Consider the following 13,763-nt stretch of genomic DNA (forward strand, 5'->3'; position numbering starts at 1 on the left):
TCGTGGCACAACCCGACCCGGATGGGATCCGGCTCAGCACGCCGCCCGCGTCAGGCCTGCATGACCGCGAGCACGTTCCCGGCCGGGTCGCGGAACCACGCGATGTCCGGGCCCTGTCCGTTGCCGCGGACGATGCCGCGCGCATCGGAGGGGAACTCCTCGTCGCTGTAGATCTTGGTCTGCACGCCGCGCGCGATGAGCTCGTCCACCGCGGCGTCGACATCCGCGACCGGGAAGTTCAGGATCGTGAAGCTCGCCGGCGTGTGGTTCGGCTTCGCGTACACGAGGATCGACCCGCCGCTCGGCAGACGCAGGTCGAGGAACCCCATCGCGTTGACCTCGACGTCGAGGCCGAGGGTCGTGCCGTAGAACTCTTTCGCCGCGTCGATGTCGTCGACGCTGAAACCGCTGAATGCGTTGTCCGCTGTGAAGGCCGCCATGACTCCATGGTCCGCCGTCGCCCGGCGGTTGTCGAGGGGGTCATCGCCGGACGCGGGTCGTGAGCCGATCGGTCACCCGCAGCGGATCGAACAGTGCCCCGAGTCCGATGCGCACCAGCAGCGCGTGAACCGCCAGGCACACGGCGATCACCACCGCCGTCAGCACAAGAGGTCCGACGGTCTCGAGCACCGGTGTCGTCCGCCACCCGGCCGCCCGCAACCCGGCATCGACCAGCGCCAGCGGCATCATGTGCAGCACGTAGATCGGCAGGGTCCGTCGGCCGATCCACCGCAGCGGCCGCGCGACGACCTCGACGTGCCGGTCGATGAGCACGCTGAGCGACACCCCGAATGCCACCGCGACGAGGCAGAGCAGTGGCCAGGTTCCGGGCACGAGGCGGATGCCGAGCACGGAGACGACGACGAGTGCCCCCGCGTACCCGGCGGCGAGCGCGAGCGCGACGCCCACGCCACTCAGTCTCGCGAAGCGCTCGACGATCGCCCGCAGCCGCAGCCCGACGAGGAAGAAGAACAGGTTCTGCACCAGCTGCCACAGGTTGCCGAGATCGGGAAGGAGACCCGCACCGGCGACGGCGGCGATCGCGAACGCCACCGACAGCACGGCGGCGGTCGGGAGCCCGCGCGTCAGCCGCCCGACCGCGAGATACACGGCGAGCGCGAGCAGGTACCAGAGGTTCGTCGGACTGATGGTGAGCTGCGCGAGCAGCTCCCACCCGCTGGTCGCCCGCGCCGTGTCGAACTCCGGCGTGAGCGCGAGCACGACGGTCTGGATCAGCACCCACACGAGGTAGAGCAGCGCGAGCCGGCCGGCCCGACGTCGCCAGGAGGCACCGTCCCCGGCGAGCACCGCCCGCGCCGCGAACATCCCGGAGACCAGGAAGAACAGCGGGATGCGCAGCGGCAGGAGCTGGGCGTTGAGCATCACCCAGGCATCCGTCACCGCTCCCGCGCCGGGGATGCCGACCACGACCTTCGTGACCACGTGCCAGAGCACGACGAGCAGGATGCAGATGCCCTTCGCGACATCCGGCCATCCGACCCGGGGCGCGGGCGCGGTCGCGGTCACGAGGCCGCGCGCACGAGTCGCGAGACCAGGTCGACGTACGTCACACCCGCCGCGGCGAACATGCGCGGCACCTGCGAGGCGGCGGTGAGCCCCGGCATCGTGTTGACCTCGTTCAGCACCGGCCCCCGCTCGGTGAGGAAGAAGTCCATGCGCGCGACGCCGTCGCACCCGAGGGCATCGAACACGGCGATCGCCGCCCGCTTGAGCGCGGCCGTCTCGGCGGCATCCAGCTGCGCCGGCACCGTGAACCGCGCACTGCCGTCATACTTCGTTGCCGTGTCGAACAGCCCGGTCGCGTGGATCTCCAGCGGCGGCGCCGCCCACCGGATGCCACCCTTCTCGCGCAGCACCGCCACGTCGATCTCGCGCCCCCGCACGACCTCCTCGACGAGGATGCGCCGATCGAAGCGTGCCGCCTCCCGCAGCGCTGCGAGCAGCTGCCCCTCCTCCGTGACGAGGCCGACACCGTGACTCGAACCGGCCGACACCGGCTTGACGACGACCTCCCCCTCGAACTCCACGTCACCGATGTCGTCGGCGGCGACGAGTCGGCCGCGGGCGGTGCCGAGACCCACGGCATCCGCGACGAGCTTGGTCGTCCACTTGTCCATGCCGATGGCTCCCGCCCGGAGCCCCGATCCGACGACCCGCACTCCGGCGAGCGCGCACAGCGCCGCGAGAGCACCGTCCTCCCCGAGAGCGCCGTGCACGGCCGGGAACACCACGTCCGTGCGGGTGAGCAGCGGCAGTGCGAGCGCGAGCGACTCGGCCGCCGATCCCCCGTTCGGCCGTCCCTCCACGCGCCAGATCCCGTCGCGGTCGATCGTCACGCACGTGACGTCGTGATCGCCCATCCGCAGCGCCGCGGCCACCGCCGCCGCGGAAGCCAGGGAGACCTCGTGCTCGGGGTTCTGTCCGCCCCCGATGACCAGCACCTTCGTCGTCATGCCACGCTCCTCTGAACTCGTGCGCCGATGCCGGTCACGATCGTGTGCGGGATGCTGCCCGCCCACCGCGCCCACTCCTGCACCGACGGCACGGCTCCGCCCTCGGGCCCGAACACGGTCGCGACCGCTCCGCGCGGGAACAGCACCGCTCCCGTGTCGACGACGATCTGGTCCATCGAGACCCTCCCCACGATCGGATGCCGCGTCCCCGCGATCTCCACCCCGGCGCCGGCTGCCAGCTCGCGCGGAATGCCGTCGGCGTACCCGACCCCGACCACGCTCAGATGAGTCTCGCGGTCGGTCGTGTGCGCACCGCCGTAGCCGACCGCGGTCCCCGCCGGCACGAGTGCGCTGTGCACGACGGGCGCCGTCCACCGCGACGCCCCGGCGAGCACGGTCGTCTCCGAGGGGTCGATCCCGACCAGCCCCGCGCCGACCCGCACCAGGTCGAAGTGCGTCGCCGGATCGGTCAGCGCACCGGAGGTCGCGGCGAGATGCACGAGCACCGGGCCGAAACCCGCGCGCAGCACGGCATCCCTCCCCTGCCGCAGACGCAGTACCGCCGCCGCGTTCGCTGCCGGATCGGCCTCGTCCGCCCGGGGCAGATGCCCCATCACCCCGACGACCTCCACCCGTCCCCGACCGGTGCGCGCGAGTCGGAGCAGCTCCGGCCACTCCTCCAGCGGCGCTCCCCCACGAGCCATGCCGGTGTCGAGCTGCAGGTGCACGCGCACCGGATCCGCGGCATCCGCGATCAGCTGCCGCAGCTCTTCGACCGAGCCGACCGCGATGTCGACGCGGTGCTCGGCTGCGGCGGCAGCGTCGACGCCGGAGGGGTTCAACCAGGAGAGGATCGGCACCGTGAGCCCGGCGTCGCGGAGTGCGACGGCTTCCGCGACATTTGTGACGCCCAGCCAGTCGGCGCCGGCATCCACCGCGGCCCGCGCGACGGTGACGGCACCGTGCCCGTAGCCGTCGGCCTTGACCACGGCCATGATGCGGGCGGTCGTCGCGGCGCGCACCCGCCGCAGATTCTCGGCGACGGCATCCGGGACCGTCTGCAGGGTGGGTGCGTGCAGGCGCGAGAGGGTCACGCGCTCGGGGGAAAGAGTGGTCATCGCTGCATCCTCGGGTCGGCGGTCGGGTCGGCGAGCATCTCGGGACAGCCGTCGTCGGCGGCATCCGGACGCAGTTCGTAGTGCCAGGTCTCGTTGGCGTAGATCTGGCAGAGCCCGTAGCGCCACCCCCGCTGCGCGAGCCAGTCGAGCGCGGGCAGCGGGCCGAGGTCGACGGCGTCGCCGGTCACATGTTCCGAGGTCTCGGCCGTGGCCACCCAGCGCCGGGCCTCGGCCTCCGATCCGTACTGCACGATCGCGTCCTGCAGCATCCGCTCCTGCAGCGCCGGTGTGCGCCATCCGCTGTTCACGCGGAACGTCACGCCGTCGCCTTCGGCATCCGATGCGGCACGCTGCAGAGCCGCGAGCAGGGCGGGGTCGAGGTTGCCGACCGCGACCCTGTCGACGTCGAACACCGTGGGCTGGTCACCGTCGCGGATTACGCCGTCGGCCTCGCTCGGGGCGATGACCGAGCCGGTGCCGGTGCCGGTGGTTCCGCTCTCGGCGGGCCGGTCGGTCGGCACGGGGAGGGTGCCGGGGCGGGCGGCATCGGCGAAGGCCACGGACAGCGACTGCTGCACAGCGAACGCGACGATCACGGCGAGAGCGAGGGCGACAGCGACGACGGTGAACCGACGACGGCGCGCTCTCGGAGTACGGGAGGTGGTGCGGGTGTTCATGCTTCCAGTGAAGAAGCACGCCGGTTGCGAGGGCGTATGCGCTTTTCCATATGCTCCCGATATGTCGCACTGCGTAGGATCTCAGCCATGCGTGTGCTGATCGTCGAGGACGAGCCCTACCTCGCCGAGGCGGTCCGCGATGGGCTGCGCCTGGAGGCGATCGCAGCCGACATCGCCGGCGACGGCGACTCCGCGTTGGAGCTGCTGAGCATCAACTCCTACGACATCGCCGTGCTCGACCGCGACGTGCCCGGACCGTCGGGCGACGACATCGCCCGGTGGATCGTGGCCTCCGGCAGCGGCATCCCGATCCTGATGCTCACCGCCGCCGACCGGCTCGACGATAAGGCGAGCGGCTTCGAGATCGGCGCCGACGACTACCTGACCAAGCCGTTCGAGCTGCGGGAACTGGTGCTGCGCCTGCGCGCCCTCGACCGCCGCCGTCAGCGCAGCCGCCCGCCCGTGCTCGAGGTCGCCGGGCTGCGGTTGGACCCGTTCCGCCGCGAGGTCTACCGCGACGACCGCTACGTCGCGCTCACGCGCAAGCAGTTCGCCGTGCTGGAGGTGCTGGTCGACGCGGAGGGCGGGGTGGTCAGCGCCGAGGAGCTGCTGGAGCGGGCCTGGGACGAGAATGCCGACCCGTTCACGAACGCCGTGCGCATCACGGTGTCGTCGCTGCGCAAGCGACTGGGCGAGCCGTGGCTGATCCTCACCGTGCCCGGCGTCGGATACCGGATCGGGACGGATGCCGATGCCTAGGCGCCGCGGGATGAGTGCCCGCCTCAAACTCACGCTGAGCTACGCGGTGATCGTGGTGGTGTCCGGCGGGCTGCTGCTCGCCGCGGTCGGGCTGTTCCTGCTGCGCTACGTGCCGGACACCGTCGACTTCTTCCCCAACCGCGGCGACCTCAGCCGGGCCTTCGTGCCGGTGGCCTCGATGGTCATGCTGGTGCTGCTCGCGTTCGGTCTCGGCGCCGGGTGGCTGCTGGCCGGACGGATGCTGGCGCCGCTCGACCGCATCGGCGACGCCGCCCGGCTCGCCGCGCAGGGATCCCTGTCACACCGCGTGGCGCTCGCCGGCCCCCGCGACGAGTTCCGCGACCTGGCCGACGTCTTCGACTCGATGCTCGAGCAGCTCGAGGCGCACGTCGCCGAGCAGCAGCGGTTCGCCGCGAACGCCTCGCACGAGCTGCGGACCCCGCTCGCGATCTCGCAGACACTGCTCGAGGTCGCCGAAGCCGATCCGGACCGCGATGTCGATGCCCTGATCGCGCGGCTGCGTGAGGTGAACACCCGGGCGATCGAGCTCACCGAGGCGCTGCTGCTGCTGAGCCGCGCCGACCGCAAGACGTTCCCGCGCGAGATCGTCGACCTCTCCCTGCTCGCCGAAGGGGCGGTGGAGGCGCTGCTGCCGCTCGCTGACCGTCGTGGTGTGGCCGTCGAGGTGGGCGGTGCACCCGCGCCGGTACTCGGGTCGGCGGCGCTGCTGCCGCAGTTGGTCACGAACCTCGTGCTCAACGCGATCGTGCACAACCTGCCATCCGGAGGGGCTGTGGCCGTGCGCACGCACTCGATGCCGCAGGCCGTCGCCCTGGTGGTCGAGAACACCGGCGACGTGCTGCCGGCGCCTCTCGTGGCGACACTCGTCGAGCCGTTCCAGCGCGGCGCCGAGCGCACCCGCGGCGACGACCATGCCGGGGCGGGACTGGGCCTCGCGATCGTCGACCGCATCACCCAGGCGCACGGAGGCACCCTGGTGCTCACCCCGCGCCCGGACGGCGGTCTGATCGTGACGGTGTGGCTGCCGCATCCGTACCCGGCGGCGCCTCCCGCCTGACCGACGGCGGTTCCGGCATCCGTCCGCCCCGCCGTCCCGCCGTTCATCTGTCGGGACTTTTCACGGATGTCGGACCGGAAACCGCGTTCCGGTCCGACATCCGGACGTTCTCCCGACAAGTGGACGGGGCCGGGCCCCGGATGCCACGCCCGGCGGGTGCCGGACCCGGAACGGGTCAGGCCACCCGCGGGTCGCGTGTCGCGGCGAGCTCGCGGCCGTAGGTGCGGGCGTCGGCTTCGGCGTTCTCCTTGAGCTCGCGCGCGGTGTCAGCGAACGCGTCGAGCGCCGGGTTGACGCCGACCAGCGTGAACGGACGCTGCACGACGCGCAGATCGAGACCCCAGACGTCTTCGAGCACGCGTCGCAGCCAGCCGGTCGAGTGGTCCCAGCCCTCCTTGGGTGAGCCCTCCGCATAGTTGCCGCCGAGCACGGTGACGAGCGTCGCGGGCTTGCCGTTCAGCGCGGTGCCCGTCGGGTCGATGCGCGGGTCGGTGTAGGCCAGGTCGAACCAGGTCTTGAAGTGCTGCGAGACGCCGTAGTTGTACAGCGGCACGGCGAACAGCAGGGCGTCGGCGCCGATCAGCTCGTCGGCGAACGAGGTCGCGAGCGCGCGGGCATCGTTCTGCGCGGGGGTGCGCTGGGCCTCGTCGACGAAGCCGCCGGTGACGGCATCCGCCCAGGCGGTCGCGGGCACGGGGTCGCTCGCCAGGTCGCGGCGGGTGACGGTCGAGTCGGGGTGGGACGCGGTCCACTCGGCCTCGACGAGGTCGGCGAGCGCGCGGCTGGCGGACGACGCGGGAAGGATGCTGGCATCCAGGCGGAACAGGGACATGGGCCTACCTCTCGTTTTCGTAGTCGCTAGGTTTTTATTAGCGACACCGGTTAACGTAGCACGGGTAGGATGTGTGCATGGCCGAGGTCGAAGAAGAACGTCAGGTGTGCGACGCCGCCGTCACACTGGCCTTCAGCGTGCTCGGCAAACGGTGGAACGGCATGATCGTCTCGTCACTCGGCGGCGGCCCTTCGACCTTCGTCGCCCTGCGCCGCTCCGTCGCCGGCATCAGCGACACCGTGCTCTCCGACCGCCTGGCAGAGCTCTCGGATGCCGGTCTCGTCGCGCGCACGGTCGACGCCGGCCCGCCGATCACGGTGTCGTACGCGCTCACCTCCAGCGGCGAGGGGCTGCTGCCGATCCTCGACCAGCTCGGCCGCTGGGCGTCCGCCAACCTCGCCGAGCGCGCGCACTGACGCGGACGTCTCACCGCGCACGCACACCCCGCACGCACACCCCGCACGCGCGCCCGCACCAATCTTGGCGAGAGGTCAAGACACGCCGTGTCGTGGATCGGAGATGCGGCGTTCTGCGGCCCCTCACCAATCCCCGCACGGCACGACACAGTCGCCACCGCGGCACGGCCGGCGCCGCAGCGCGGCCGCCTCACCAGGGGCTGGGCTCGTAGTCCTTCAGGAACACGCCGTGCACATCTTCGCCGGCCTCGCCGCGCACGATCGGGTCGTACACGCGGGCGGCACCGTCGACGAGGTCGAGCGGGGCGTGGAACCCCTCTTCGGCCAGGCGCACCTTCGTGTAGTGGGGGCGCTCATCGGTGATCCAGCCGGTGTCGACGGCCGTCATGAGGATGCCGTCCTTCTCGAGCATCTCGCCGGCGCTGGTGCGGGTGAGCATGTTGAGCGCGGCCTTGGCCATGTTCGTGTGCGGGTGCCCGGGGCCCTTGTAGCGGCGGGAGAACTGCCCCTCCATGGCCGACACGTTCACCACATACTTGCGGTGCGAATCGGATGCCGCCATCGACGCGCGCAGACGGCTGATCAAGAGGAACGGTGCGGTCGTGTTGGCGAGCTGCACCTCGAGCATCTCGAGCGGATCGACCTGCTCGATGGACTGCACCCAGCTGTTGACGCGGTTCACGTCGGGCACGAGTCCGCCGGCGTCGATCGCGGTACCGTCGGCGTGCTTCTCGAGCGACGACGATCCGGGAGCCATCGCGAGCCGCGCGAGGTCTTCGGCCGTGAGCGCCTGTCCGCCCTGCTCGGCGACCGTGCCACCGAGGGCCGCGACCGAGAGGAGCGGATGCGCGTCGACGGACGCCTGCAGCGCCTGCGGGTGCGGGTCGGCGGTGTGCCCGAAGGTCTCCATCTCGGGCAGCGGTCCGTCGGGCAGCGGCTGCAGCTCGGCATCCGCCAGCAGCGAGTACGCACCCGGTGAGCGGCGCACGGTCTGCGCGGCGTTGTTGATGAGGATGTCGAGCGGACCCTGAGCCGCGACCGAGTCGGCGAGGCCGATCACCTGGGCGGGGTCGCGCAGGTCGATACCGACGACGCGCAGGCGGTGCAGCCAGTCGCCTGAGTCGGGCAGGGCCGAGAAGCGGCGAACGGCGTCGCGCGGGAACCGGGTCGTGATGGTGGTGTGCGCGCCGTCGCGCAGCAGCCGCAGGGCGATGTGCATGCCGATCTTGGCGCGGCCGCCCGTGAGCAGGGCGCGCTTGCCCGTGAGGTCGGTGCGGGCGTTGCGCTTGCCGTGGCTGAAGCGGGCGCAGTCCGGGCAGAGCTGGTGATAGAAGGCGTCGACCTGCGTGTACGGCTGCTTGCAGATGTAGCAGTTGCGGGGCTTGAGCAGCTCGCCGGCGATGGGGGCGTCCACCACGCTGGTGGCGAGGTCGTGGCCGCGGGTCTCGTCGTCGATGCGGTCGGGCGCTCCGGTGGCGGTGCGGGCGACCACGGCCTTGTCGGCCTCAGCGATCGCGTCGCGGATCTCCTTGCGGCGCACGCGCTTGACGGCCTTGAACATGGCCGCGGTCGCGTGGCGCACGGCGACGAAGTCCGGGTGCTCGTTGTCGATCTGGTGCAGCTCGGCCAGCACGCGAAGAGTCGTGGCGAGATCGTCGGGGGCGACGCCCGGTCCGAGGTCGGGTGCAGCGTCGGAGGGGGCGTCGGTCATTGTGCCGATTTTACGCGAGTGTCCTGGGCATCCGCCCCGCCTGCATCCGCCCCCCCCGCCCCCCGTTGCCGAGTGCACGGCTTGTCGCCGAGTGCACCGGCTGTCGACGCAGGCAAGCCGTGCGCTCGGCAAGAACCCGTGCGCTCGGCGGGATGCGACGCGCACGCGGAGTGCGGCGCGTCAGACGAGGGCGCGCTGGCGGCGGAGCGCCGTCAGCACGGCGCCGTTCGCCCCGGCCCACTCGCCGAGCGTGGCCGGCACGATGGGCGGAACACGGTGGAACGAGGCGCGCTCGCCGACGTAGCGCGCAGCGAGCGTCACGAGCTGGTGCGGCGCCTGAGCGAGCCCGCCGCCGATCACGATGCACCCCGGATCGACGAGGGCGCACAGGGTGAGGATCGCCTCGGCGAGCGCCGACGACGCCCGTTCCACGATCGCGGTGGCCACGGCATCGCCGCTGCTGCTCGCCGCCAGCAGCCCCTCCGGACCGCCCTTTCCGCCGACCGCGGCCCACGCCCGCCGCAGGGCGGGCGCGCCGATGATGGTCTCCAGGCAGCCGCGGCGTCCGCACGAGCAGATGCTGCCGTCGGGTTCGATCGTGATGTGTCCGAGTTCGCCGGCCGAGCCGTGCGCTCCGGGGATGACCTGTCCGTGCGCCACGTGTGCGCCCGCGATCCCGGTGCCCAGCGCGAGCACGAAGACGTCGTCGACACCGGCGCCCGCGCCCCACGAGGCCTCGGCGACCGCGGCGGCGTGACCGTCGTTGATGACGTCGACCGGGATGCCGAGTTCCGCGCTGAGCTGTGCGCCGAGCGGGCGGCCGTCGAGCGCCGGGATGTTGGTCGAGCGCACGACCACTCCCTCCGCCTCGTCGACCAATCCGGGGATCGACAGCACCACGCGTTCGAGGTCGGCATCACCCCGGAGCGAGTTCGCGATGGCGGCGAGCCCGTCCACGGGTGCGTCCTTGGGCGTCGCGTGGCGGCCGCGGGCGAGGGGCGTCGGCGGTGCGTCCAGCGAGATGCGCGCCGGCGCGAGCAGGTGCTTGACGCTCGATCCGCCGACGTCGAGCCCGAGCACGACAGGGCCCGCACCGTGCACGAGGGTCGATCGGGTCGGCTCTCCCCCGGTCACGGGGCCATCACCCGGGCGGCCGCACGGGCCTCCCGCCGCAGCGCCTGCTTGTCGGGATCGGGAACCGGCACCGAGGCCAGCAGCCGTCGGCTGTACGGATGCTGCGGCGCCAGGAGCACGTCGTCAGCGGAGCCCGTCTCGACGATCTCGCCCTTGAGCATCACGGCCACGCGGTCGGAGATCTCGTGAACCACGGCGAGGTCGTGGCTGATGAAGAGGCACGCGAAGTGCATCTTCTCCTGCAGGGTGCGCAGCACCTCGAGCACCGCGGCCTGCACCGAGACGTCGAGCGCAGAGGTGGGCTCGTCGGCGATGATCAGTTCCGGCTCCAGGGCGATGGCGCGGGCGAGACCGATGCGCTGACGCTGCCCTCCGGAGAGCTCGTGCGGGTAGCGGGAGGCGTAGTTCGTGGGCAGCTCGACGGCGTCGAGCAACTCGGCCACGCGGGTGCGACGCGTGTTCGCCGAGGTCGGGAAGCGCCGCCGCTGCACGAGCAGGGGTTCGGCGATGGCCTCGCCGACGGTCATACGCGGGTCGAGACTGGAGCCCGGGTCCTGGAAGATCGCGCCGACGCGACCGCGCAGTGCGCGCTCCCGACGCCCGGAGACGCCACCGCGTCCGACCTTCTCGCCGAACAGGGTGATCCCACCGCTCGACAGGGACAGGAGTCCCAGTGCCGCGCGTCCGAGGGTCGACTTGCCCGATCCGGACTCGCCGACGAGGCCCAGGATCTCGCCCGGGGCGATGCGCAGGCTCACGCCGTCGAGCGCGAGGAACGGTCGTCCGCCGCGGCGATAGGTGACGCTGGCGGCATCGAGCTCGAGCACCGCGGCTGGGACCTCGGTCTCGGGCTCCCGTTCGATCACGCTCGCGAGGTCGGGCAGCGACGGCACGGCGCTGAGCAGCTTCTTCGTGTAGTCCTCGCGCGGCGCGGTGAGCACCGTGCGGGTGTCGCCCACCTCGACCATGGTGCCGCGGAACATCACCGCGACCCGGTCGGCGATGTCGGCGACGACGCCCATGTTGTGCGTGACGAGCAGGAACGCGGTCCCCGACTCGGCCGCGAGACCGCGGATCAGGTCGAGGATCTCGGCCTGCACGGTCACGTCGAGCGCGGTCGTCGGCTCGTCGGCGATGATCAGCTGCGGCTCGCAGGCGAGGGCGATCGCGATGACCACACGCTGACGCTGACCACCGGACAGCTCGTGCGGGTAGCTCTTCGCCCGACGGGCGGGCTCGGGGATGCCCACGCGCCGGAGCATCTCGACCGCACGCTCCCAGGCCTCCGCCTTGGAGATGGTGCGGTGGTTGAGGATCGCCTCGGTGATCTGGTCGCCGATCCGCATGCTCGGGTTGAGCGCGGTCATCGGCTCCTGGAACACCATCGAGATCTCGGCGCCGCGCACGGCGTTCATCTCGGCTTCCGCGAGCGGCAGGAGCTCGCGCCCGGCGAGCCGGATCGAACCGGTGACCGTGGCCGAGCGCGGCAGCAGCTTCAGGATGGCCATGGCGGTGACGGACTTGCCCGAACCGGACTCGCCGACCAGCGCCAGCACCTCGCCGGGGCGCACCTCGAGGTCGATGCCCTTCACGGCCTCGACCGACCCGTCTTCGGTGCGGAACGTGACCGTGAGGTCGGAGATCTCCAGCAGTGCGTCGCTCATGCGGCACGCCCCTTCACGTCGAAGAAGTCGCGCAGGCCGTCGCCGATGCTGTTGAAGGCGCAGACGGTGAGCACGATGCAGAATCCGGCGGGGAAGATCAGCCACCAGGCACCCGCGTACGTGTAGGTGATGCCGCTGGTGAGCATGGCGCCCCAGTCGGTCGCCGGCTTCTGCAGCCCCATTCCGAGGAACGAGATGTAGGCGACGAGGAGGATGGCGTCGGCTACCTGGAAGGTGGCGTTCACGACGATCGTGCCGACGGTGTTCGGGACGATGTGCTTGAGCACGGCGCGGGAGTGCGTGCCACCCATGGCTCGCAGGGCCAGCACGTATTCGCGCGACTTCAGCGAGATCGATTCGGCGCGCACGAGACGAGCCGGGACGAGCCAGGACACCAGGCCGATGACGCAGATCATCAGCGGCACGCTCGGGCGCAGGATCGCCGAGAGGATCAGCAGCAGGAAGGTCGCGGGGATCGCGATGCCGGCGTCGACGACGCGCATCATCACGGTGTCGACGGCACCGCCGACGTAGCCGGCGATCGCGCCCCAGAGGGTGCCGATGACAGTGGCGAGGATGCCGGCGGCGAGGCCGATCAGGATCGAGATCTGACCGCCCATCATGAGCCGTCCGAGCACGTCGTAGCCGACGTCATCGGTGCCGAGCGGGTGGCCGGGACTCCCCGGCGGCAGCATCGTGCTGCGCAGGTCGGTGTGGATCTGATCCGTCGGGTGGATCAGTGGACCCAGGAAGCAGAAGAGCAGGAACAGCACGATGGTCACGATGCCGAAGACGGCGAGCTTGTTCTGCAGGAAGCGGCGCGTGCCCCGCTGACGCGGGGTCAACGTGCGCATCACGATGGTCGTGGTGCTCACGAGAGCTCCTCTCGGGTGCGCGGATCGAGCAGCGCCTGGATGATGTCGGCGAGGAGCGATCCGATGACCGTAGCGAGCGCGATCACCAGGATGCAGCCGATCAGCACGGGGTAGTCGGAGGTCTGTGCCGAGGTCCAGAACAGCAGGCCCATGCCGGGGTAGTTGAAGAGCGATTCGACGACGATCATGCCGCCGAACATGACCGGCAGGTAGTAGCCGAGCATGGCGATCACGGGGGTCAGGGAGTTGCGCACCACGTGGCGGGTGATCACCACGGGCACCGAGGTGCCCTTCGCCCTGGCGGTGCGGACGTAGTCCTCGGAGAGGTTGTCGATCGTGGCCGAGCGCATGTACCGCGAGAACGTCGCGATGATGCCGAGCGCCGCGGTGAGCACCGGCAGCACGAGGCCGGCCGGGTTCGCCAGCACGTCGCCGACGGTCTCACCCTGCGGCGCCTGGGCGGGCACGAGCCGCAGCCACTGGGCGAACACGATCACGAGGATCAGGCCGAGGAAGAACGACGGCGTCGAGTAGACGATGAAGTTCCAGGTGGTCAGCGCGTAGTCCGCGGCCTTGCCGCGGCGCACGGCCTGGAAGATGCCCATCGGGATCGCGATGATCAGTGCGAAGAGCATCGAGATGAGGGCCAGGATCAGCGTCTTCGGAAGACGCTGGCCGATGGCATCCGCCACCGGTCGGTTCAGTTTGAACGAGTCGCCCAGGTCTCCCTGCACGAGCTGCAGCAGGAAGTTGAAGTACTGCTGCCACAGGGGCAGATCGAAGCCGTTCTCCTTGTTGAAGGCGTCGATCTGCTCCTGCGATGCCTGCATGCCGAGGATGCCGGCGGCCGGCCCCTGCGGCATCGCGAGGTGGAGCAGCGCGAACACGATCAGCGTCACGATGAGGATGACGATCCCGCCCTGGCCGACCCGTCGCAACAGGTACCACCAGAACCGCGGGCCGCCGGCCCTCTCCTTCTTCTGCTGCGCGTTCTGCGCTGCTTCCACCACGCTCATGTCACCTGC

General features: G+C 71.0%; 14 protein-coding genes. 3 read left to right on the plus strand and 11 right to left on the minus strand.

The features are described from left to right. Positions 1 to 50: 50 nt before the first annotated feature. The 5 genes from ACIOTO_RS05310 to ACIOTO_RS05330 are packed head-to-tail and all read right to left on the minus strand — an operon-like array spanning position 51 to position 4,269. Complete coding sequence (locus ACIOTO_RS05310) at positions 51 to 440, minus strand: VOC family protein (protein WP_029261411.1); 390 nt, start codon at positions 438 to 440, stop codon at positions 51 to 53. A 40-nt stretch (positions 441 to 480) separates the two neighbouring features. Further along, positions 481 to 1,527, minus strand: coding sequence for an acyltransferase family protein (locus ACIOTO_RS05315; protein ID WP_400856917.1), 1,047 nt, complete (start codon positions 1,525 to 1,527; stop codon positions 481 to 483). Then, complete coding sequence (locus tag ACIOTO_RS05320) at positions 1,524 to 2,474, minus strand: D-alanine--D-alanine ligase (protein WP_400856918.1); 951 nt, start codon at positions 2,472 to 2,474, stop codon at positions 1,524 to 1,526. The genes ACIOTO_RS05315 and ACIOTO_RS05320 overlap by 4 nt, the downstream gene beginning before the upstream one ends. Beyond that, positions 2,471 to 3,592: an alanine racemase gene (gene alr / locus ACIOTO_RS05325; protein ID WP_400856919.1), complete on the minus strand. Its 1,122-nt coding sequence runs from the start codon at positions 3,590 to 3,592 to the stop codon at positions 2,471 to 2,473. The genes ACIOTO_RS05320 and alr overlap by 4 nt, the downstream gene beginning before the upstream one ends. Next, positions 3,589 to 4,269, minus strand: coding sequence for a M15 family metallopeptidase (locus tag ACIOTO_RS05330; protein WP_400856920.1), 681 nt, complete (start codon positions 4,267 to 4,269; stop codon positions 3,589 to 3,591). Before ACIOTO_RS05330 ends, alr begins: the two co-directional genes overlap by 4 nt. Before the next feature lie 87 nt (positions 4,270 to 4,356). On the opposite strand from ACIOTO_RS05330, the gene ACIOTO_RS05335 reads away from it, so the two are divergent. Next, positions 4,357 to 5,028, plus strand: coding sequence for a response regulator transcription factor (locus ACIOTO_RS05335; RefSeq protein WP_400856922.1), 672 nt, complete (start codon positions 4,357 to 4,359; stop codon positions 5,026 to 5,028). Positions 5,029 to 5,038: 10 nt separating this feature from the next. Beyond that, a complete protein-coding gene (locus ACIOTO_RS05340) occupies positions 5,039 to 6,106 on the plus strand; it encodes a sensor histidine kinase (protein WP_400856923.1) in 1,068 nt (355 codons plus the stop codon). A gap of 175 nt (positions 6,107 to 6,281) precedes the next feature. Here the strand turns inward: ACIOTO_RS05340 and ACIOTO_RS05345 are convergent, their stop codons facing one another. Beyond that, positions 6,282 to 6,938: an FMN-dependent NADH-azoreductase gene (locus tag ACIOTO_RS05345; protein WP_400856924.1), complete on the minus strand. Its 657-nt coding sequence runs from the start codon at positions 6,936 to 6,938 to the stop codon at positions 6,282 to 6,284. Between the two features lie 77 nt (positions 6,939 to 7,015). Here ACIOTO_RS05345 and ACIOTO_RS05350 point away from each other — a divergent pair, with 77 nt between their 5' ends. Continuing rightward, a complete protein-coding gene (locus ACIOTO_RS05350; RefSeq protein WP_029261403.1) occupies positions 7,016 to 7,354 on the plus strand; it encodes a helix-turn-helix domain-containing protein in 339 nt (112 codons plus the stop codon). A gap of 190 nt (positions 7,355 to 7,544) precedes the next feature. Here ACIOTO_RS05350 and ACIOTO_RS05355 read toward each other — a convergent pair whose 3' ends face one another. From ACIOTO_RS05355 to ACIOTO_RS05375, 5 genes are all read right to left on the minus strand, one after another. After that, positions 7,545 to 9,065, minus strand: a complete 1,521-nt coding sequence (locus ACIOTO_RS05355) for an SDR family NAD(P)-dependent oxidoreductase (protein WP_400856926.1) — start codon at positions 9,063 to 9,065, stop codon at positions 7,545 to 7,547. Between the two features lie 180 nt (positions 9,066 to 9,245). After that, positions 9,246 to 10,199: an ROK family protein gene (locus tag ACIOTO_RS05360; RefSeq protein WP_105710659.1), complete on the minus strand. Its 954-nt coding sequence runs from the start codon at positions 10,197 to 10,199 to the stop codon at positions 9,246 to 9,248. Continuing rightward, positions 10,196 to 11,863: an ABC transporter ATP-binding protein gene (locus ACIOTO_RS05365; RefSeq protein WP_400856928.1), complete on the minus strand. Its 1,668-nt coding sequence runs from the start codon at positions 11,861 to 11,863 to the stop codon at positions 10,196 to 10,198. Before ACIOTO_RS05365 ends, ACIOTO_RS05360 begins: the two co-directional genes overlap by 4 nt. After that, a complete protein-coding gene (locus ACIOTO_RS05370; protein ID WP_244175958.1) occupies positions 11,860 to 12,738 on the minus strand; it encodes an ABC transporter permease in 879 nt (292 codons plus the stop codon). Before ACIOTO_RS05370 ends, ACIOTO_RS05365 begins: the two co-directional genes overlap by 4 nt. Beyond that, positions 12,735 to 13,754, minus strand: coding sequence for an ABC transporter permease (locus ACIOTO_RS05375; RefSeq protein WP_081859906.1), 1,020 nt, complete (start codon positions 13,752 to 13,754; stop codon positions 12,735 to 12,737). The genes ACIOTO_RS05370 and ACIOTO_RS05375 overlap by 4 nt, the downstream gene beginning before the upstream one ends. Between the last annotated feature and the right edge of the window lie 9 nt (positions 13,755 to 13,763).

This window comes from Microbacterium sp. NPDC087592 (genome assembly GCF_044743585.1).
Lineage (GTDB): Bacteria > Actinomycetota > Actinomycetes > Actinomycetales > Microbacteriaceae > Microbacterium.

Excerpts from the sequence above, each read along its gene's own strand:
- ACIOTO_RS05365 (WP_400856928.1), bottom strand. The coding sequence starts at position 11,863 with ATGAGCGACGCACTGCTGGAGATCTCCGACCTCACGGTCACGTTCCGC.
- ACIOTO_RS05320 (WP_400856918.1), bottom strand. The coding sequence starts at position 2,474 with ATGACGACGAAGGTGCTGGTCATCGGGGGCGGACAGAACCCCGAGCAC.
- ACIOTO_RS05310 (WP_029261411.1), bottom strand. The coding sequence starts at position 440 with ATGGCGGCCTTCACAGCGGACAACGCATTCAGCGGTTTCAGCGTCGAC.
- ACIOTO_RS05350 (WP_029261403.1), top strand. The coding sequence starts at position 7,016 with ATGGCCGAGGTCGAAGAAGAACGTCAGGTGTGCGACGCCGCCGTCACA.
- ACIOTO_RS05335 (WP_400856922.1), top strand. The coding sequence starts at position 4,357 with ATGCGTGTGCTGATCGTCGAGGACGAGCCCTACCTCGCCGAGGCGGTC.
- ACIOTO_RS05375 (WP_081859906.1), bottom strand. The coding sequence starts at position 13,754 with ATGAGCGTGGTGGAAGCAGCGCAGAACGCGCAGCAGAAGAAGGAGAGG.
- ACIOTO_RS05340 (WP_400856923.1), top strand. The coding sequence starts at position 5,039 with ATGAGTGCCCGCCTCAAACTCACGCTGAGCTACGCGGTGATCGTGGTG.
- ACIOTO_RS05330 (WP_400856920.1), bottom strand. The coding sequence starts at position 4,269 with ATGAACACCCGCACCACCTCCCGTACTCCGAGAGCGCGCCGTCGTCGG.
- ACIOTO_RS05345 (WP_400856924.1), bottom strand. The coding sequence starts at position 6,938 with ATGTCCCTGTTCCGCCTGGATGCCAGCATCCTTCCCGCGTCGTCCGCC.
- alr (WP_400856919.1), bottom strand. The coding sequence starts at position 3,592 with ATGACCACTCTTTCCCCCGAGCGCGTGACCCTCTCGCGCCTGCACGCA.
- ACIOTO_RS05355 (WP_400856926.1), bottom strand. The coding sequence starts at position 9,065 with ATGACCGACGCCCCCTCCGACGCTGCACCCGACCTCGGACCGGGCGTC.